At 44.7% G+C, this 20,258-nt stretch carries 19 protein-coding genes and 3 pseudogenes; 5 read left to right on the top strand and 17 right to left on the bottom strand.

From position 1 onward, the window contains the following. Nucleotides 1-582 precede the first annotated feature (582 nt). Complete coding sequence (locus IEY46_RS35680) at nucleotides 583-1,026, bottom strand: hypothetical protein (RefSeq protein WP_189000999.1); 444 nt, start codon at nucleotides 1,024-1,026, stop codon at nucleotides 583-585. A gap of 320 nt (nucleotides 1,027-1,346) precedes the next feature. Further along, nucleotides 1,347-1,904 carry a TetR/AcrR family transcriptional regulator C-terminal domain-containing protein gene (locus IEY46_RS35675; RefSeq protein ID WP_189000997.1) on the bottom strand — a complete coding sequence of 186 codons (558 nt, stop codon included), beginning with the start codon at nucleotides 1,902-1,904 and terminating at the stop codon, nucleotides 1,347-1,349. Nucleotides 1,905-2,105: 201 nt separating this feature from the next. On the opposite strand from IEY46_RS35675, the gene IEY46_RS35670 reads away from it, so the two are divergent. Further along, the gene (locus IEY46_RS35670; RefSeq protein WP_189000995.1) at nucleotides 2,106-3,077 is read left to right on the top strand and encodes an NAD(P)H-dependent flavin oxidoreductase; all 972 of its coding nucleotides are present in this window, start codon (nucleotides 2,106-2,108) and stop codon (nucleotides 3,075-3,077) included. Nucleotides 3,078-3,623: 546 nt separating this feature from the next. On the opposite strand, the pseudogene IEY46_RS35665 reads toward IEY46_RS35670, so the two are convergent. Both IEY46_RS35665 and IEY46_RS35660 read right to left on the bottom strand, forming a co-directional pair. Next, nucleotides 3,624-4,066 (bottom strand): annotated as a pseudogene (locus IEY46_RS35665) (IS110 family transposase); the annotation flags it as partial. Nucleotides 4,067-4,357: 291 nt separating this feature from the next. Next, entirely contained in the window at nucleotides 4,358-4,876 is a 519-nt protein-coding gene (locus IEY46_RS35660) for a cupin domain-containing protein (protein WP_189000993.1), read from the bottom strand. Nucleotides 4,877-5,719: 843 nt separating this feature from the next. Here IEY46_RS35660 and IEY46_RS35655 point away from each other — a divergent pair. Together IEY46_RS35655 and IEY46_RS35650 are read left to right on the top strand one after the other, a co-directional pair. Further along, on the top strand, nucleotides 5,720-6,505 hold the full coding sequence (locus tag IEY46_RS35655; protein WP_189000991.1) for a MerR family transcriptional regulator: 786 nt from the start codon (nucleotides 5,720-5,722) through the stop codon (nucleotides 6,503-6,505). 4 nt (nucleotides 6,506-6,509) lie between these two features. Next, on the top strand, nucleotides 6,510-7,961 hold the full coding sequence (locus tag IEY46_RS35650; protein ID WP_189000989.1) for an alpha-L-fucosidase: 1,452 nt from the start codon (nucleotides 6,510-6,512) through the stop codon (nucleotides 7,959-7,961). A gap of 9 nt (nucleotides 7,962-7,970) precedes the next feature. Here IEY46_RS35650 and IEY46_RS35645 read toward each other — a convergent pair whose 3' ends face one another. Then, complete coding sequence (locus IEY46_RS35645; protein WP_189000987.1) at nucleotides 7,971-8,411, bottom strand: hypothetical protein; 441 nt, start codon at nucleotides 8,409-8,411, stop codon at nucleotides 7,971-7,973. Between the two features lie 517 nt (nucleotides 8,412-8,928). Between IEY46_RS35645 and IEY46_RS35640 the strand changes: the two genes are divergently transcribed. Further along, nucleotides 8,929-9,672: a phosphoribosylaminoimidazolesuccinocarboxamide synthase gene (locus tag IEY46_RS35640; protein ID WP_189000984.1), complete on the top strand. Its 744-nt coding sequence runs from the start codon at nucleotides 8,929-8,931 to the stop codon at nucleotides 9,670-9,672. A gap of 619 nt (nucleotides 9,673-10,291) precedes the next feature. Here IEY46_RS35640 and IEY46_RS37185 read toward each other — a convergent pair. From IEY46_RS37185 to IEY46_RS35615, 5 genes and pseudogenes are all read right to left on the bottom strand, one after another. Next, nucleotides 10,292-10,492, bottom strand: a pseudogene (locus IEY46_RS37185) (hypothetical protein); the annotation flags it as partial. Between the two features lie 17 nt (nucleotides 10,493-10,509). Continuing rightward, entirely contained in the window at nucleotides 10,510-11,280 is a 771-nt protein-coding gene (locus tag IEY46_RS35630; RefSeq protein WP_229750767.1) for a site-specific integrase, read from the bottom strand. Nucleotides 11,281-11,602: 322 nt separating this feature from the next. Further along, complete coding sequence (locus tag IEY46_RS35625) at nucleotides 11,603-12,613, bottom strand: alcohol dehydrogenase catalytic domain-containing protein (protein ID WP_189000981.1); 1,011 nt, start codon at nucleotides 12,611-12,613, stop codon at nucleotides 11,603-11,605. A gap of 65 nt (nucleotides 12,614-12,678) precedes the next feature. After that, entirely contained in the window at nucleotides 12,679-13,560 is an 882-nt protein-coding gene (locus tag IEY46_RS35620) for an SDR family oxidoreductase (protein WP_189000979.1), read from the bottom strand. A gap of 236 nt (nucleotides 13,561-13,796) precedes the next feature. Next, a complete protein-coding gene (locus IEY46_RS35615; RefSeq protein WP_189000977.1) occupies nucleotides 13,797-14,291 on the bottom strand; it encodes an Rrf2 family transcriptional regulator in 495 nt (164 codons plus the stop codon). A 518-nt stretch (nucleotides 14,292-14,809) separates the two neighbouring features. Here IEY46_RS35615 and IEY46_RS35610 point away from each other — a divergent pair. After that, the gene (locus IEY46_RS35610) at nucleotides 14,810-15,313 is read left to right on the top strand and encodes a hypothetical protein (RefSeq protein WP_229750766.1); all 504 of its coding nucleotides are present in this window, start codon (nucleotides 14,810-14,812) and stop codon (nucleotides 15,311-15,313) included. 91 nt (nucleotides 15,314-15,404) lie between these two features. Here IEY46_RS35610 and IEY46_RS36850 read toward each other — a convergent pair whose 3' ends face one another. The 7 genes and pseudogenes from IEY46_RS36850 to IEY46_RS35590 all read right to left on the bottom strand — a co-directional run. Then, nucleotides 15,405-15,530: a hypothetical protein gene (locus tag IEY46_RS36850; protein ID WP_268239564.1), complete on the bottom strand. Its 126-nt coding sequence runs from the start codon at nucleotides 15,528-15,530 to the stop codon at nucleotides 15,405-15,407. Further along, nucleotides 15,503-15,664 carry a group II intron maturase-specific domain-containing protein gene (locus IEY46_RS37180; protein ID WP_373288960.1) on the bottom strand — a complete coding sequence of 54 codons (162 nt, stop codon included), beginning with the start codon at nucleotides 15,662-15,664 and terminating at the stop codon, nucleotides 15,503-15,505. Before IEY46_RS37180 ends, IEY46_RS36850 begins: the two co-directional genes overlap by 28 nt. Nucleotides 15,665-15,730: 66 nt before the next feature. Further along, nucleotides 15,731-16,102: a reverse transcriptase domain-containing protein gene (locus IEY46_RS36675; RefSeq protein WP_229750765.1), complete on the bottom strand. Its 372-nt coding sequence runs from the start codon at nucleotides 16,100-16,102 to the stop codon at nucleotides 15,731-15,733. A 2-nt stretch (nucleotides 16,103-16,104) separates the two neighbouring features. Then, nucleotides 16,105-16,389, bottom strand: a complete 285-nt coding sequence (locus tag IEY46_RS36670; protein WP_229750764.1) for a hypothetical protein — start codon at nucleotides 16,387-16,389, stop codon at nucleotides 16,105-16,107. A 582-nt stretch (nucleotides 16,390-16,971) separates the two neighbouring features. Then, nucleotides 16,972-18,360 (bottom strand): MFS transporter, encoded by a 1,389-nt coding sequence (locus IEY46_RS35600; protein WP_189000973.1) that lies wholly within the window; start codon nucleotides 18,358-18,360, stop codon nucleotides 16,972-16,974. 64 nt (nucleotides 18,361-18,424) lie between these two features. Beyond that, entirely contained in the window at nucleotides 18,425-19,009 is a 585-nt protein-coding gene (locus IEY46_RS35595; RefSeq protein ID WP_229750763.1) for a TetR/AcrR family transcriptional regulator, read from the bottom strand. A 279-nt stretch (nucleotides 19,010-19,288) separates the two neighbouring features. Next, a pseudogene (locus IEY46_RS35590) lies at nucleotides 19,289-19,699 on the bottom strand (transposase); the annotation flags it as partial. Nucleotides 19,700-20,258: the final 559 nt, after the last annotated feature.

The following is a 20,258-nucleotide window of genomic DNA, read 5'->3' as shown; positions in this document are numbered from 1 at the left end:
GTATTACTCCACCGGGATAAATTTAAAATGTCAAATCTGAATGATGTTCCTTGAATTGGCCCTTTACCAGACCCAAAAAGAGAATATACGCCCAAATATGCACGAAGATAATGAAATATAGAATGAGGAATGGACAAAAAATTGGAATCCCCCCTCTCGTACGCGTATAGAGGCATCCACTAAGTCATTACCGAACACAAATAGCCCCCTTTGTACATAGTTCAATCTTTTCAGATTCAAATGTACAAGCGGTTTCCTCATCCTCGCTCAAATGAATTGCAGCAAATTAGGGAACAGGTGGTCGAGATGGCCGAGAAATGTGCGCAGAACACCTTTGTACAGGTACACATCACAGACTTGCAGACTCATCCCATTCTGGCGGGATGTTTGTTCGCGTGAAATAACTGCGCTATCCTGCTCGTTAGCTTAGTCGTTAAGATCTCCACTTTCCTGCAGTCCGTCGGGAATGAGATCATGTTCTTGTCAAAATCGGGAATGGGATAATGTTCTTGTCATTGGATTTTGACAAGAACTTTACCCCATAAAACAAAAAAGCCGCGATTTACGCGGCCTTCAATGAGATCATGTTCTTGTCACCTGACATTTAATGTCAGGAGAAGCGTCAACTGATTTTTGAAGTGTTTTATTTTCAACATCTTTGTCACCTCTGATCAGTATTGCAACCGCTTGAGGTGTATAAGACTTCATAGTATAAGTATTACGTATGGCACTTTCGTGTTGATATGGGCAAACATATTTGTAAGTTGGCATTTCTTCATTTTCTAAATGGTGATACTCAACACAACTTGATGAGCTTTTCTCAATAAAATTATATTGAAAAGCTATTATTGGAAAAGACCGATTTCTCATCTCATTTATTTCATTCCAAGAAGGTGCGCTAATTTCGTTACTTCTCTCCCCTGCTATCTCCAGCCAAGCATTGAAAAAATTCTCACTAAATTGGATAATAATTTTTTTCAAAATCCAAAAAAGAATCTTTGTATCAATACATTGTTGAGTTTTCATTTGAAAACTTACAATTTGTTCGGAGAGTCTCACATATCAGTGCTACCGCGTATCATATCTGAGTACAAGAACTTGTACCCATTGACGATTGACGTTGTTCTTCCCTTCATTTTATTATTACTACAAATAAAAAAAACCGTTAATTTTCATCATTTGAAAATTAACGGTTTTTAAAAACTTAATCTTTTCACATATTTATCAACTGACTTTTGTAGCTTTCATCAGGGTTACTCATAACGAGCATCGAGATTTTCAGAGGTGTAAAAGATTTCATGGATTGAATCGCTTCTTTGTTACGCCCATCCTGACGCGGACATGATTCATGCATGCCATCGTGCACAATTCAGTTCATCATGCAACATTTGCGGCATAGCCCTGAGTGTTTTGCAATTCTGTTCTTCAGGAGTAACGTGCGGTTCACTGAGCAGCCAATGTCTGGTCATATTGGAACAGGCATAGGCATGGTAGTTCAAGGAAAATTGCAGATCTTTAATTACAGGAGATTGCCCGCCTTGTGACAGTGAAGCTAGAAACAAATTTGCTGGGTAAGTCTGTGAATGCTCCAATAGGGAATTTTGTCCACTGTCAATCAGGACTTTTTTATAAAATGCTCTTTTCTCATTAAGCTTTTGAAAGAAAAGATAGGTGACTGTGCTCCATGATTCGTTTGCGTTTTCCGCCATCACTTTGTTCAAATCCGAGGAGTAAATCCAATTGACCAATTCATATTTATCATGGAAATGATAGTAGAATGTCTGGCGTGGAACGCGGCAGTGATTTGCCAGCATGGTTACAGTGATTTTCTTAAAAGGCACATGATTTAATAGTTCAATTATGGCTTCTGCAAACATGGTCTTCGTCATATCTTTTGTGGGCATCGTTTATTTCACCTTCAATTCATATCGATAGTCGTTAGTCGTATTAAATGCTAATTATATAATAAAAAATATGCCACCCGATGACAAAATGATGAGCAACGGCAAAAAAATTGTCACTTGCCTTCAAGTGTCTATATTATATAAGACTTAGTTAATTATACAATGCTAATGTATTCAAGTTAATTAGTGGGGTGGATGATTATGAAAACAGAAAATCGTGTTACAGAGATGCTTGGAATACAATACCCGATTGTACAGGCAGCAATGTCCTGGTTGACCGATGCTAAACTTGTCGCAGCCGTATCCAATGCGGGAGGCATGGGAGTAATGGGGCCTCATGCGGGTTATCAAACGCGACCCTCCGGTCCGGACGAAGTTGGTCAAAGGATTCGCAATGAGATTCATAAGATTAAATCATTGACGGAAAAACCGTTTGCGATAAATCTGTATCTACCTCCAGACGGCCAATCAGATCCATATTCCAAAGCTACATTTGAGGCTGCTGTCGCGGAAGGCGTACGATATTTTGTGACCGTTGGTTCTGTGAATAGAGCTATGGTCAAAGAAATCAAGGATAACGATAGCAAGTGGATTCATCGTGAGCTTACTCCTTCCCCGGAAGCAGCGAAAATGGCTGAGCAGCATGGTGCAGATATACTCATTGCAACGGGGTATGATGAAGGTGGAACAATTCCCCAAAACAAAATAGGCACATTCTCGATTGTTCCCACGATCGTGGATGCAGTAAGTATCCCGGTTATGGCAACAGGCGGCATAAATGATATTCGTGGAGTGAGAGCGGCCTTTGCACTTGGAGCTGAAGCGGTATATTTGGGAACACGGTTTATCGCCTCTGAAGAATGCCCTGCTGCTGAGGCAACGAAGCAGGACATTGTTCAATCCAAAGGTTCAGATCTGATTATGGTATCATCGTTTTCACGCTCCACCCCGCATAAATTTGCTCGTGAGTTGGAGGCTATGTATCGCAATGGTGAATCAACTGAAAATATCGAAAAGAGGATCAGTGAAAACGGAGGTGTGTCTAAAAGCATGTTGCATGGGAAGCTGGATGAGGGGACCATCACAACCAATACAGCGATCGATCTGATCACTGAAGTGAAGAGCAGTAAAGAAATCATTCATGAATTGATGGCTGACTTTATTAAGGAGTAGCACAGGTCACCTGGATCATATGATATCAAACAAACCGATAACTGACTTGTTTCAGTTGTCGGTTTGTTTTTCAGATAGGGGCTATGACTAATCGCATGGGGAGGCAGCTCTCTTTTTTTCATCTTCTATGTTCTCTGCTCTTCCTCTGTCAAATCTAGCGGAATAATTCATGATACAAAAAAATCGTTATTTAAGCGAATTCTAAAATTCATATGCTTTTATCTCACCACATGATCTCCATCATGATAATAATTAGATAATTATCTAATCCGAAATGACACATTGTTCTTGTCTTTTTCGGCAATGGTACAATGTTCTTGTCCTCAGCTTGGGACAAGAACTTGGTCCCTTAAAACAGAAAATCCGCGCTGGGCGCGGGCTCTTATGGGACTATGTTCTTGTCCACCGACAAGTTAATGCTATATTATTAAGATTTACGCGGCCTTTACTTATGTTGACGAACAAAAGACGACTTTTGTGAACAAACATACAAAATGTAATAGCAGTAGTATTGCTGTGAGTTAGCTGGTTTTTTTATTTTGTATTTCTCTGGATCTTCTTCACCATCTGTCGGGCTCGCTCTTCAATGATGCTTCGGCGATAACGAACGAGCTCTCGAAGTTCTCGTTGATATCGATTTGGAATGAAGCTAGCTTTCAGTAGTCCATGGCGAAGAAGTTGGGCAATCCATTCCGCATCTTTGACATCCGTTTTACGCCCTGGGAGTGCCTTCATATGTTGAGCATTCAGGACCAAGAATTCAATGTCTTCAGCTTCTAAAAGGTTAACAATGGGCTTCCAGAAAACACCAGTGCTTTCCATCGCTACGTGGTACATCCTTTCTGTTTAATCCAATCTATTAACTGTAAGAGAAAGACCGTTGTAGTGGAAAACGTTTGAATCTCCTTTCCTTCGGGTGTCATGATGCACGCTGTAATGGATTTCTTATGAATATCCATGCCACATGCACGCTCAATGAGTATTTCCATTGAAAAGATCCTTTCTACGGCTACGAGTAGTGGAGGCTGGTGCAAAAACCAAAATAGGATTAATCTACCATGAGTGCTTCCCGTAAGGGAGCTACAGTCTGTGATGCACCGTGGTCGTTGGAGTCAGACTAACGGATGGGCTCTACTGGCACCATAGCGTATCGACCTTCCTCACCCAGCCATAGAATTAGTATAGGATAGTTTGTAACCATTTTCATCCTCTGTGGTGCAGCGTTGGTCTTGCGCTGCATGAGTGGCTAACGGGCAACATTAGATTGTTGTTGTGCATAATCATATTCGATATCCAAGAAGCTTGGCTAGCCGTGCCAAACCGCCCAAGAAAACAGTCTGTACAATTTGCGGTGGACCCTCAATATAACCATCAATACATTCCCAAGCGACTCCAAGCCATAATGGGTTTGAAGGAACTCCCTTCTTGTTCAACTTTCCCTCGCATTCTAATTTATAAATTAACTCAAACATTTTCCAATGATGTCCCGGGGGACGAACTTCGTGCAGTGCAATTAGCCGATCATCGCTTACATTCCAGAACTGATGAACCTGATTGGGATGAATGGTGACCCGTCCTCCTCGTCCCACAATTATTTCTTCGCCGTCAATCACAAACCGCATCCGTCCCTCTTTTACCGTGAAGGTTTCTTGAAGAACCGGATGCCAATGTGGACCATTCATCGAACCTTGCTGAATGATCTTGTGTTCAACCAACAGGTATTGTCCATGCTCGTCAGCGCCGCTATTGAGTAATGTTACGGTTCGACCATCTGGATGAACTAGTGACTGTTTTTTCATACGCTTCACCTCATAATGTAGTTGATTGAGCTCTCGTGTCCTATTAGCTTTCATGGGAGTTCAACGCCAAACAGTACATATGTACAAAATCTTTTATTTTGTGAAGGAGTGATTGCATGAGAAAATATTTAAATCATCGACCTACGAGGTATGCTATTTACTTAGTTACAGTGATAGTGGTTTTGTAGCTTTTGAATTAAGTTTGATAATTTGTAATAAAGTTTGATTAAAACAAAAAAGGCTGAGCCTCTGGAGTGATCCTATGAAGTTTGATAGATCCTTTAAGAACAAAAACCATCATTGACAACAAATAAAGGCTAGGCTGGTGCAACAACCAAAAATGGATTAATCTCCCATGAGTGCTACCCGTATAGGGTGCGACATTCTGTGATGCACCGTGGTGGTCGGAGTCAGACTAACGGTTGGGCTCTATGGCACCATAGCTTATCGACCTTCTTCGCCAGCCATACAAACAGTATAGTACACTGGTATCCATTTTCATCCTCTGTGGTGCAGCGCTGGTCTTGCGCTGCATGGATGACTAACGGGCAACATTAGATTGTTGTTGTGCATAATCATCATCGATGTACTGATGCATAACTGCCTTCATTTCGGATTGTGTGGGCACTTTCTTCACCTCATCAACATTGTTAAGTTATTGTTCACTTGTCTATTATACGCTATATGGATCCACGCTTAGGGTAATATATATACAGAACCTCCCCTACTAAACTACCCATTCCTATGAATATCAAGCATTACATCACAAAACATGCCACTAGCATCACCGCTCTTGCTCATTACGTTACGTCATGTGTTGTAATGGAAATGGAGGTGAAACTTATGGATGGAACAGACAAAATCTATTTGGTCGGCGAACTGGCCGCTGCAACCGGCGTAACCGTACGAACACTTCAGCACTATGACAATATCGGGCTTTTACCGACACCCGGTCGCACGGATGGTGGACGTCGTTATTATACCGAGGAAGATTTGCTCTGTTTAGAGCAGATCATATTTTACAAATCTTTAGGACTTTCCTTACAAGAAATACGTGACAAAGTCGTTAAACGTCCAAAGTTATCTCAAATCGAGCAAACCCTACACGAGCAAGAGGTTGTACTCTATAAAAAAATAGAAGACGCCCATGCAAGCATTGCCGCGATCAAAGCATGTCGTACTGCCATTGCTGCGGGAAACTACCCATCGTGGCAGCTTTTGACCAGCTTTATCCAAACCTTGAGAAACAGTAATCTAACGGATTGGGGTCAATACCCTTTCAGTGACGACCAGAATGGAATCCTCGGCAAGCATTTTGCAAAAGATCAAGACGCCTTCGATTTGTACCATACCTGGAGAGTGTTAGCCTTCAAAGCCGTAACGCTTTCCGAGTCCGGGACGGCACCAGATGATCCAGCTGCGCAAGACTTGGCCAAGGATTATTGGACTATGGTTGTGGATGTAACCGAAGGAGATGCCGAGCAAATCCGCGCTTTTACACAGGTTCAGAAGGATCGAGCCTCATGGCCTGAAGGAGACCGCGAACTCATGGATGCATCTCAATCTTTTATAGATCAGTCGGTGAATCATTATTTAACATCCCAATCCAACCAGAAAGGAGGTTTGTAAGATAATGAATAATTTAACCTATCAGCCAACCAAAGAGTCCCTCAATACTCATCCCGTTCCAGAATGGTTTGAAGATGCTAAGTTTGGTGTGTTCATACACTGGGGACTATATTCTATTCCTGGTTTTGCGCCTTTGGGCAGTTTAGAGGAGACTTTGAAAACAAATTATGATCGTGCACTGCTAGACTACCCATATGCTGAAGGATATTGGAATGCGATCAAAGACCCTGATTCACCATCTGCTAAATACCATAAAGCTAAGTATGGCAACATGCCCTACCAGGGATTCAAACCCATGTTTATGGATGAATTAGAGCATTGGGATCCTTCTGCTTGGGCCAAAATTTTTAGCGACGCCGGCGCAAAATATGTAGTGATCGTCTCCAAACACCATGAAGGTTTTTGCCTATGGCCTACGGAGGTTAGAAATCCACACGAGCAGGACTGGTTCAGCAAGCGTGACATTATAGGGGAATTAGCTGAAGCTGTTCGAAAGGAAGGCATGCGTTTCGGTATATACTATTCGGGCGGAATTGACTGGACGTTTCGGCGAAGGATATCCAGGACGTTTATGGATTATTCCTTCTCTACACCTGGCGGTGATTACCCTGCATACGCCGATGCCCAAGTCCGTGAGTTAATCAAGCGTTATCGTCCGGATATTCTATGGAACGATATCTGTTGGCCTACCGATCTAGATGCACTATTCCGTTTGTTTGCCTATTATTATGAAGTCGTTCCTGACGGTGTGATCAACGACCGCTGGAAGCATACCAGTTCGAGCACGAAGTTTATGAGCCTGAAACCTGTACGAGCCATGATGGACATGATGGTAAAACAAATGATAAAGAAAAATCCCGATATTCACGGTGCCCTTGTACAACCTGCCATTCCCCATAGCGATTTCGCTACGCCGGAGTATACGAAATACACGGATATCCAAGCGAGAAAATGGGAGATGACGCGTGGGATCGGCAATTCATTTGGCTATAACCGCAATGAGAGTGAAGAAGACTATGCCTCCTTTGAGTCATTATTATTAGATTTTCTCGATGCGGTGTCCAAAAATGGGAATTTACTGCTGAATGTAGGTCCTCGTGGTGAAGACGCACAAATACCGGTTGAACAACGAAGTCGTTTATTTAAATTCGGGGATTGGCTGAAACAAAATGGTGATGCCGTTTATGGTACACGTCCCTGGACACGGGCAGAAGCCATTACAGAGACAGATGAGGCGATCCGGTTTACCAAAAAGGACAATAATATTTACCTGATGATTTTAGGTAATCCCAGCGGATTAACCATAAAAGTAAAGGATGTATTCATAGAGGGCGAAGCCTCCCTGCTGGCTGATGGTAGCCCGATAAAGATAGAACGCGATGGTAATGATATGGTTCTGACCTTTACACGGCAACTTCATGATTTATTCGTACCTGTTGTTCTTATACAGTCGTAAAACAATCTCCTAATCAGGGGCTGTCCCAAAAGATCTAAGATCTTGTGGAATGCCCTTTATTTCTGTTCTCAGACGCTCAGCGTACGAATCATTCCTTGCTTTAATGAAATCAACGTATTCCTTCGGATCTTGCGATCCATATCCGCCACTGACTTTATACTGCTCCCTTAGGGGCTCTCCCTTTTTTAAAGTGGTAACGAGACGAGGTTGATCCATCATATATCCGATCTCAAACCCTCTCGTTTTCTCTTTCATCGGAAAAGAAAACGGAGAAGCGGCGTGCGCGATTTCGATTTCTGGCTCTTCGCCCACGTATTCCAATTCCGCATAAAGCTCCACTCTCTCGCCTTCGGCGTAAACGGATTTCTCCGATACGAGTCGATACAAGAAACCGTCCTCGGCCGCCTCCGCCTTCGGCCCAATCTGGGCCTCTTTTACGATGTTTTTCATGGGAGTGAAAGCCTCCAGGGACGGCGTGGAGAATACGTGCAGGATATGGAAGAACATGGGGGAATAGTCTCCCTCTCTATTTCCTCACGCCTCCATGTTGTCCAGGTCTATGAAGTGGTCACCCGAGAGTCCTTCATACATGCCTAACAAGGGTGAAATCCTGCGAATAAGCGAGCATTCGTGAGAAAACTTAATCTTACCGAGGGAGCTTAATAAATCGTGTAATTTGGGCCTACGGCAGTGTATAGGAGTTCTTGTCCTAATACGGCTTTGTATAGAAGTTCTTGTCTTGAGTAAACGACAAGAACTTCTATACAAAAAATAAAAAAGCCGCAGTTTATGCGACTTCCGTTGTATTGATGTTCTTGTCGTCCGACATTTCCCTCCTACATTAGCTGCCTGCTTGGATGATGTGCTTATTTACGATCAAATCTGCATAAGTGTTCGTATATATCTCCTCTTCCAGTTTACATATGGTATGATGGAAAATGAAAATATTAGGCTGAGGTGAAAAAAGATGAGTTTAAAACTTGCTAATTTAGAACGGATTTATGTGGGGAAAACGAAAGATGTTTATACTTATGACGAGAAGTCCATCGTGCTTCACTCAAAAGATAGTGTAACGGGTTGGAAGGTTCAGAATCCTGACGGCACAGTTACTGTGGTTGAAGACCCGGGTGCCAACGAAGTCATTGGCGAAGTGGCGGGAATTGGTCTGAAGAACATCATTTCCAGCGTTCACTATTTTAAAATGTTTGAGGCCGCAGGACTGTCGACGGCATTCTTAGATGCTGACCTTACAGAGAAAAATATTCTGCTCAAAAAAGCTGAGAAAGTCGGACACGGATTGGAATGCATCGTCCGCTTCAAAGCCATGGGTAGCATTCTGCGGACCTATCCTGACTATGTCAAAGAAGGTCAGGAGCTTACCGATTTCTTTGAAGTAACTACCAAACACGATGCTGCTGGAGATCCACGAATTTCAAAAGAATTCTTGACCAACCCAGACTTTGGACCGGCCATGACTTCAAATCAATACGATGATACCAAAGCCCTCTGTCTGAAAGCCGCCGGTATCATCAAAGACGACCTTGCCAAGCATGACCTTGACTTGATAGACATCAAATTCGAAATCGGGATGGTTGATGATCAAATCATTCTTATCGACGAAATCTCCGCCGGTATCATGCGCGTCTTCAAAAACGGCAAACAATTCTCAGAAGAAGAACTAGCAGACTTTTTCGTTGCACAAAGCGCTTAAATTCAAAAACAGCCTGACATGATTGTGCAGGCTGTTTTGATTTTCGAGTTCTATTCGGAAGCTTCAAGATGCGACTTCAAAGTATCCCTTAGTTTTTTAAATTTGGCAAAAAAAGCAACTCAAATGTCTAATCGAAAAAAGAAGCTTGGCCGCGATGCCCGCGGCGGTGCCAGGCACCAACGGTGATCGAGGCGGCTCCGAGCTATAGCCGGCCGAACGCGTCTGTGGCAGGCTCGCGAATAATCTTCTAAATGAGTGAGTGAGAAACATTGTCACCTACGGCAAACAATATAAATTCTTGTCCCTTATCGGCTAACGATATAAGTTCTTGTCAGTGACTTTGGACAAGAACTTATATCGTTTAAACAAAAAACGCCGCAACTATGCCGCGTTCATTCGATATATGTTCTTGTCATCCTACAATTGTTACAACAACATTATATAATGTGTATTTTCGATACATCACAATAATAAGTTCTAAAAGTCCCCCTCGTTGAGTTAACAATTACGCAGAAAAAGCAGCAGTCTTGGAATTAAAGTCCAAGAACTGCTGCTTTTTTAATTCACCTCGTTAATTGAATTAAATTACGAAGCTATTGCTGTTAACAAGTGATAATAATTAATTATTTTCGTCATTCGCTTCTGGCTTTGGTATCTGGGAATATAGACCTGGGAAAAGCTCTCTTAAAGCTCCGTGACTACCAGCATGGTAGAACCCTAAAATGATCCCACCATTCGCATCAATAACCATAAAATTGATGTTTTCTATTGATTTAGTTTTGTTTCCAGTTTTAACAAACCCCTCTACTATGTCAATCCCTGTAACTTCTCTTGCATTTAGTGCAAATTGTAGTGCAAATTCACCGTGGCCACATCCAACACTGCGCCTAAGTAGGTAGTTATTTTATCTGCGAAAATCATTTCAGCCCTCGGTATTATCTCGGATATTCTCGCCCCTGTTTCGAACATAAATCGGGTTATCACTTCATCCAGTAACCGCCATCCGTCGGTGTCCCCAGCTTGATAAATACGATATGGCAGATCCCAATCACCGATGATCTCAGGAACCCATTCTTCATTAATGATCTTAAAGTAAGAATCCGTTTGCTTTCTAAAGGAGAGTGGTTCCTCAGTGCCGGCTGCCTTTGGCATTCTTGGTCGGTTTCCCCTTTCCCCCGGCTGCTCAGAAAGACTATCTTTGAATTCCAAATCGATTAGCGGATTGGCATAGGGATACTTCTTTAAGCGAATCATTGTCTTATAAAACCCTTTTATGGCGGACAGGAACAGTTGAACCGTTTTGGAGCTTTTACTCGTCAAATATACGCCTTCATGTCCGTCTCTTCCTCGGATCTTACAGTGCATCTGATCTAACAAATACTGTCTGACGACTTCCTTAACGGCTTCCGGTTCGTCATCCCAACAGACCTTACTGGCCCTGTAGCGACCTTTGTGCTTTAACCAATAAAAGAACGGTTCAAGGGTGTTCAAATAAGCGATTACGGAACTTTCACTGATCCTTTTGACCTGGTCATTGTAAAACTCAGTCAGAGGAATGAACGCCTCCTTCGAATCGTCAAAAACGATAAGGCGGTATTTGCTGTTCACTCCCTCCGGACGGTATACATGAAAAAACGAAGCCATTTTCTCCCCCCTCCTCCCATATACATTCTCACAAAAAAAGTGGACATATCCGTTTCTTTGAACGGATGTCCACATATGATGTGTAACAATATATGAAAATACAGTAGAATTATAGACTCGTCAACGAAACTTGTAAATTAATATTACGTTGTATTTTATACATATGTATGGAATTGAGGAAAACCTTATTAGTGAACCCTTCTCAAATGAATGCTGTCGGACGACAAGAACTTCTAGCAACGGCGCTGGTTCCCTGAAGGGGTAACCAGTGCCGCAGGAGCAATAATTAAAATTTCAAAAGGATGTTTCCTTTTTTTTCAGGCGCACTAACAGCTTTCACTGCATGGTGGATTTCAGATAAATCAAATTCCGTGTATCTTGATAACATCGTTTTCGCATGGGTTCCAATCTCAATGGCTACTTTCATGTCTTGCATACGCTCTTCTGCCGTTACATCTTCCTGCCAGGTCATGATTGTGACCCCGGCCAGTGTAAGTGCCTTGCCAGAAAAAGCGGTCATGTCTGACGATCCATTTGCTAAAGCGCCGTAGGAAACGATGCGGCCTTTAACAGCCAACAGGTCGCATAGTTCTGCGAGCATGTCGCTCCCAACCCCATCAACGGCCAGAATAATGTCATCCCCAGCTACTTTGCGCACCTCAGCCTGCCAACCATCAACGTCAGTGGAGATCACAATCCCACCAGGCAGCACCCTTTCCAGATGTTCACCAGACTGTTTGGAGCGCACGAGGCGGATGGGGGCGATTCCTAGCTGTAGGGCAAAATAAGTAATCATCTTCGCCACCGAAGATGATGCCCCAGTTTGAATCAGCCACGCCGGGCGTGACTCGAGTTCACCCAATGCTGCCCGAAGCACCTGCCGGGCTGTGATGGTATTAATGAGCACTTGCGTCGCGATCTCATCGGACATATCATCGGGCAAGGCCACCAGAGCCTGGACGGGAACGGTCACATAGCTCTGCCAAGCCCCCGGGTAGAAGAATGCCACGCGCATGCCCACCATTAAACCAGTTCCATCCAGCGCACCCTGTGCGGCATCCTCGATAACTCCTGCTGCCTCGAGGCCAGGCAATCGGCCTTCAGGCAACTTCTCCGAAGGGTTGGAGCCTTTTGCGGCGATCAAATGGAGATCACCCGGATGAATGACGCTTCTTGCAACTCTGACCAATACTTCACCTTCGCCGAGCTTACAGTCAAAAGTCGTGGACTCAACCTCAAGAACCTTTTGAGGATCACCGAAGCGATACTGGATGATGCGTAGCCCTTTGCGTGCCATAGCATGTCCTCCTTGCAAACAACTCAATTTTTTTATACAGAGTTACGTTAGTAACATGCCAGCTTTCAATCTTCAACTTTAGAAAGGGATATTTGTTTTTTAAAGAATTCCTTATATGTCATTGGTTTTCGGCCAATTAGACGTTCAAGATCCCCAGACGTTTCCGAGAATTCTCCAGAGTTGATTGCTCGCACCCAGCCTAATAAGAAATCATTCGTAACAGCAGGCCGGCCCATGACTTCAAGATAATCATTTTCGCTAATGGTCGCATAAGTGATATTTTCCTCACTAATCTCCGAGATGGCTTCAGCGATGTCTGCAAAAGAACTTGCCTCGCTGCCACTTAGATGATATGTATTATTTTCGTGCCCGTTTTGGGTGAGAACAGCCACGTTGGCTGCCGCCAAATCATCCAGAGATGCAGCGGCTACTTTACCGGAACCCTCTGGTACTCGCACACCTCCAAATTTAAGTGCATCTCCAGAGAACGAATTCATGGCTTCAAGATATGGTGGATTCCGCAGGATTGTATAGTCTAATCCGGATGCTTTAAGCGTTTGTTCAGCAAATAAGTCTGACATCGTTACTTCGGGCAAAATAAGATTTGAATTTTCTTTTCGTATGATCGACGTGAAGATCACTTGCTTAACCCCAGCCTGCTTTGCAGCAGCGATGACGTTGAAATGTTGTGTATTGCGATCGGTAAATGCTACCGCGGAAATGAGCATAACTTTTTCAACACCATCAAAAGCTCGTAGAAGAGAGTTATAATCAAAATAGTCGCCACGGTGCGCTTCCACACCTTCTTTAACAAACCTTTCTATTTTTTCAGATTCTGGATCACGTACCAATACAGCGACCTGATTTGACGGAACTTTTTTAAGCAGAAGATCTAGTGTCCTGCTGCCGAGATTACCTGTTGCTCCAGTAATAAGAATTTTACCCATTTTAATTTCCCCTTTTAATTTTGATTTATAATTTGCTTAACCTTACAACCAGAAACTGATCACAAAATTTTCCGAATCCTTTACCAGTTGTATGACCGGCTCAAAGAACAAGATCAACACAGTCAAAAACAATGCCCTCTTTCTATCTGAATATTGTTTGAAGCATTGATACCTGAGCGTTCGATTCGATGTAACCGTAACCGTTACGGTTACATAAAGATCTAAAAAAAAGACATTTATCCGACTGTGCCTTTTTTTATTAAATCATCTACAACATCTTGTATGGTGAAGCTAGCGAGAACATCTTCCATAGAAATTTCAACTTTTTTAAATATAATCGAAAGAACATTTTGAATATTAGCTCCAACAATGCAGGACAGTTCTGTATTTTCATGAATCTGAAACAACTGCCCCTCTTTCATAACATCAACCGCCCGATATACGTCAAGCAAGGTTATCTGGTCAATTGGCTTTAAAAGAGTTGTTCCCCCGTAACCTAAATTTACATTGACGAAGCCTGCTTTTTTCAACATACCGGTTACTCGACGAATAACTACCGGATTTGTTTTTACACTGCTCGCCACCAGCTCAGAAGTACAAATAGTATTTTTTCCTATCGACAACATACTCAGTATATGAATCGCTACAGAGAATCTAGCGCTGATTTTGACTTTGATCACCCCTCTCTTTATGTAATCATAATAGTTACATAAATAATTTTTGTCAAACATTTGAAGACTAAGAATTTCTGTAGGTCTTTATATAATTGGATGATCAGATGACTTTAAAGGATAGCTACACTGTTTCAATTTGAACAATCCGAACGCGTCGTTTAAAGTATTCAGTTTTATAAACATTTAATTATTTGATTTTGAATCCTATGAATTTCTCTTTTCTGTGTTAGAGTTCTAGAATCTATTTTTTGTGGGAATACTAGTGAAAAAGAGAGATTATTAGAGGAGAATTTGAGATGAAAAAAGCTTCTTATGACCACGTTGATAGGAGAAACGAGTCGCGGTTGATCGGTATTAAAGCAAATTACAATACCATTGCACCGGAAAAGCGCAAACAGCTATTTGTTACTGAGTAGGGCGTTCGGGGTCAAAAAACATATGACGACGGCAGTAAAATTTTTGATCCAAATCCATATCAGAATGGCGCTCTGAAGCAAACACTTTTCGGTTATTACAAAAACAGCGATGGAAGCTATACGCCAATTAGCGAAACCAATATCCGCGCCCAGTATGATATGGGCTATCAGGATTACTCGCTGATTGGATATCAATTCAACCCAGAACCCGGTCAGGATCGTTGGCCCCTTCGCCCTGCTTACTACATGGAATGGCTCTTTGGAAATGCAACAAGTGTAGGTTGGCAGGTGCTCGGCTACAACGGCACTTCAGGGGCCAAACTGATCACTCCGTATAAAGGTCCGAATAGCGAATTGACCCTGTTCGCGTTAAGCACCGATCAAGACGCGGCGTCGTTCAGCATCGGAGATTTGCCGGCCAACACGAATTTTATTGTGGTCATTTGGAATGCCGACGGCAGCGGCAAATTGTCGAATGAAGGATTTGTAAACTCCGGTAATACAGGTACGATTTCGGTTAATGCTCCGGCCGTAAGTATGGTTTGTCTGACCACTGTTTTCTTAACGAAACTCCCGTTAAAGCCCAAAATTGAGTGGCCGACCTTCCACACCACCGTACGTACCGTTCGGTATACGGCGGTTCAACCGCTTGAGTGCAATTGACGTAAACGCTCGTACTGGGCAGGGAAGTCATATTACCCTGCCTGTGCGAGCCTTTCGTTTGTTACAGAGCGATTCAATACTGCGCTTCCGGCTATTCGCCAGTAGCCATTAGTAGGCCTGCCCCTCCGGCACTTCCAGCTTTCGCAGGTTTTGCACCTTCGACCTCGGCTTCTTCCATTGCTTCCAGATCTACCTCCGCATCCGTCTTCGCAGCCATTCGTTCCATCCTTGCAGGATTCGTTTCATGTCTGCTACGTAGAAATAGCCGATCCAACCGCGAATATAGACTTTCACGTTCTCTATCACCTGTCGGGCATTTCTCCCTTGACTTCGACTCGTTAGTTCCTTCAGCTTCTTCTTTGCCTTGGTTAGGGATTGGCGATGTACGCGTACGTATACGCCCTTTCCGTTCTTCCCTCACGCGAATCCAAGGAATTTGACATGTTTCTGCGCCACAACACTGACGACCTTGCTCTTCCGCGTGTTCATTTGGAGCTTTAGCTTCTGTTCCAAATACGTCCGGCTGGATCCCAGCAGTCGCATGGCTGCCCGCTTGCTCTTCGCAAGCACGACGATGTCATCCACATAGCGGATGACCCTCACGCCTCGGCTTTCCATCTCCTGATCGAATTCGTTCAGATAGACGTTTGCCAAAAGTGGGGACAACGGCCCACACTGGGGCGCTCCTTCCTCCGTTGCCCGGCGCACGCCGTTCTCCATGACTCCGCTTTTCAGATATTTCTTGATCAGGTCGATGATGCGTTTATCCTGGATTTGTTTGCGCAGCAACTTCAAAAGAAGCTCTGGTTCAACGTGTCGAAGTATTTCGACAGATCGATTTCAACCGCATGGCCGTATCCCTGCCCGGCATACGTTTTGACTTTTCGAATCGCTTGTTGCGCACTGCGCCCCGGACGGTAGCCGTAGCTTCCGTTCGAGAAGAACGGCTCGAATAATAAACAAAGCAGGTCGCCAAGGCTCCTGCTTTGTTTGTCTGTCTTTATGCAGCTAACGTTCTTCGTTAGCGTAGTCGTTAAGATCTCCACTTTCCTGCAGTCCGCCGGGAATGAGATCATGTTCTTGTCACCCGGCACTTAGGATGCAATCTACACGGCGATTCGTCAGCGGATTGACTTACAATGCAAACTTCCCCACTACGACCTCTTTGGTAGATTTGGGGAGTGTCCGATTTAACCTTAGAAAGCAAGAAACATATAAGATCGAGATGTAGGTATGGGTATGGGAGGAACGCCAGCAGGCGTTCCTCCCCCTTCCCTTAATACCAGAATAGTCGTCAATATCTGGACTACATACACCGTCTATCCCTGGACATTATGTAACGTTATTAACAGTTATGTCATTAATCCGGTTAAATCCTTGTCACTATTGAATGAATTGATGGCAGCCTTATCATGACGCTCTCGTGCTCGTTAACAAGCACTGATGATTCTTTCTCCAACAAACAGCCCCTGTTCTCTTCACCTAATCAAGAGGTAAATATGGGCCGATTAAACAAGAATCCGCTTAATAACGGATATTAATGGCTGCTTACTCCCTTCTTCAGTGTCCCGCCGAACCGATGCGGCCGAAACGACACGCCGGGCCAAGAACGAACAGTTTCGACTAGTGTAGTTCCGTCCGTTTTCGCCATAACACCTTCACCTCCCTTTGGCCGACAGCTGCGGCTCAGTCTGTCGGCCCGGATGGATCCGTATCCGGTAATACGCCAGCAATCCCGCATGTAGGATCAGGAAGCCTAAAAACACGTTGGCGTACATTCCGGCGTTCGCACCCGCGGCGAGCGGGTTCCAGCCGCGTGCTTCCATCTCGATCAGTAAGCCGTAGACGATCGCGGCCATGGTTGCAGCGATACCATTCATCATCTGAAACAGCCCCATGCCAACGCCAGCCTGCTCTTTCGACAACGATTTGGATAGCGAGCTGGAAATGGCGACTTGGATGAACGTTTGGCCGACGTTGCCGAATACCAGGAACAACGGAATCGTCCAAACAGGCGCCGTACCGGAAAATGCAGCGAGCAGCACGAAACAGAGCATAAGTAGCCCGGATGCGACCGTGTACAGGCTGGCGTCCCCCCTCCGGTCGGCCAGCTTCCCGCCAATGCGGCTCAGTGCGGACGAGATGACGGCGGCCGGCACGAGCGCGAAGCCGATCCATTCGGACCCGAGCCCGTAGACGTCGGCGAGCAGCACCGGCGGCAATAACGCCATTCCGCTCGCGACGCAGGAAATCAGGGCCGCCATCGCCAATCGGCTCGTGTAGCTCCGGTTCCGGAACAACGCCGGCTGCACGAACGGTTCGGACGCGGTCACAAGCCGCCAAACGAGCAGGCACAGCGTCAGGGCCGCCGCCGCGAACAACCACCCCGACAAATAGGTCGCGCCAAGCAGTGCGAGCGCGACCGTCACGGCAAGTAGCGCCCCCCCGAGCCAATCAAGCTTCCCGGGACTCGGAGCGGGTTCGTCGTTCACGTATTTTCGAAAAAACGGCACCGACACCAAAATGAGGACGGGCGGAACGAACAGCCAGCGCCAATCCAGGACGGCGAGCAGCAGCGCGGCAACGCTGGGACCGAGCGCGGTGCCGAGCGCCAAACCTGCAGCGGTCATGCTCATCGCCCCACCTCGCCGCTCCGGCGGAAAGTAACGGATCGGAATGAGCATCGCCGCCGCCGGAACGACCGACGCGCCGGCCGCTTGCAGGAGGCGACTGGCCAACGCTTGCCAAAACCCCGACGATGTGAAGCCGATCAGCGAGCCGACGGCAAACGCGAGCAGCCCGAACGTGATCAAATTTTTCAGACGGTACCGATTCGCCAGCTTACCGTAAACGACGCTTCCGATCGCATAAACGAGAAGATAGCCGGAGGAAAGCCAACTCGCCTGGGCCAAGTCGATCTGAAATTCTGCTCTCAGTTCCGGCAGCACGATGTTAAACGTTAGCACGCTCATCGCGCTAAAGATGGCTGTAAAAAACATGACGCGCATGATGCGCCGGCCGGCGAGTTCTTTGGTTGAAATCTGCAATGTGGACAACATCCTTTCATTTTAATGTGTGTTAGTACTAACTTTCATTATATGCAAGGAAAAACTAGGGAGCCAACGCCCTAGCGAAAAGATCGACGCTCCGCTCGATAAACGTGTCGAGCGTAACGTCCGAATTTGACGACTCCACCAAGTTGCTGCTGAACGCCCCCAAATTCATCCACATGTACGACATGGCCGTAATTTCCGGATCGACCTGGGCGATTTTCCCTTGTTCAAGGAGCGTCGAGAAATAATTCCTCAGTAGAATCTTCAGTTGGACCGGATGCTGCGAAGCGTGCTTGTGCACTTCCTCGGGCAACCGGATGCCGCCCTTATTCAAGATATTGAGTAGCTTCCGGTTTCGGTTCATGATCGAATGGTACGTCCGTCCGATCAATAGCAAATCCGTCCGCACGTCCCACGTCAGCCGTTCGTTGAACAGCTTCGTCATTTCGCCGGCGTAATGGTACCGCTCGAACGCGGCGACGAGCAGCGCCTCTTTGCTGCCGAAATGCCGAAACAGCGTTACTTCGCTGAATCCGGCCGCCGCTGCGATCTCCTTCGTCGTAGTCCCGTCGTACCCTTGTTCCGAAATCAAGTCGATTGCCGCCAATATCAACTTGTCGCCGGTGTTCACTGCCTGGTTCACGAATCGTTCCTCCCTTTTCCTTTTGTTAGTACTTACTTACATCATATTATTCACAAATCGAATCGCACTGTCAAGCCCGCGACGTCGACGAAAAACTATGATTGCTATCCTTTGTTACTAACCTCCCTCTATAAAGATTAACTTTACTCATGAAAGCTCGCTTATTCAGTAGAAAGTGGTTACTTAGGTAAAGTATGGTTGCACTTATGGATCTCCATATCTCTCATGGAGGTCAACCCTCCCAAGTCTCACAGAGTCTACGCTCCCACATTCCTTCATTCAACCTGTCCATGAGGTGGAAGTCAGATATGCTGCCGTATCTATAACATTTAATCGAAGGATTTCCTGCAACATCTTTACTTCACTGAACTCATGGTCTTTTTTCATGATGTTGAATATCACTCGAATTAATTTGATTCTCAACGCGATTAACGTTTGCATCTTAAAGGCCCTATTCTTCGATACCAGCGGCAGTATGACTCGGAAAAGATAAGCTCGTAGCTTCCTCCTTCCCCGCTTGGTGATCTTGGTCTGTCCTTTGTGCATTCCAGATGTATTCTCTTTCAGATTCAACCCAACAAGCTTTATAAGCTGTTTTTGGTAATGCAAGTTTTCCCATTCTAAATCCACCAACGGGTTTTCATGAGAGTACATTTTTAAGCGCAGCATGCTCCTGTAAAAACCCTTGATCGCAGCCAGAACTGGACTGTTTTCGACTTTTACTTGTCATGTAAATACCTTCATGATTTTCTCTGGCATTTTGTCTAACGGCTTCCTTAACGCCTTTAGGTTCGTCATCCCATTGAACGATGGCTCCCTTATAGCTGCTCTTATTTTCGGCCCAATAAAAGAACGGCTTTAGCGTGTTTAGATCTGCCCGTATATAATGTGTAACACATTGCTATACTGATTTTCGGGACTGAATCATCAAGTATGCAGGCTGAAAGCTGTTTTGAGTACGGATTTAGGGTCGTGGTGTTATTGATGATTGGCGTATTCAAAGACGAACTTGAGGAAAACGAATAGAGCAACATAAAAGATTTGAAAAGTTCCGACTGGTGTCTTTTCTTTTGTCTTTTAGACGGAAAAATATTGAACTTACTTTTTTGAATGGTAAAATAGTTTTATACGTTAGGTCGGCTTTTAAGCAAAGGAGTTACGAATTTATATTTCTAACGGAGGCTAAAGATGGAATTATTAACAGAAAGATTAATTATACGAACTCTAGAAAACACAGATTATCCCAATT

The organism is Paenibacillus nasutitermitis (assembly GCF_014641075.1).
Taxonomy (GTDB): domain Bacteria; phylum Bacillota; class Bacilli; order Paenibacillales; family Paenibacillaceae; genus Paenibacillus_Z; species Paenibacillus_Z nasutitermitis.
The sequence above is the reverse complement of the archived record's forward strand: the minus strand, read 5'-3'. Positions and strand labels throughout refer to the sequence as shown.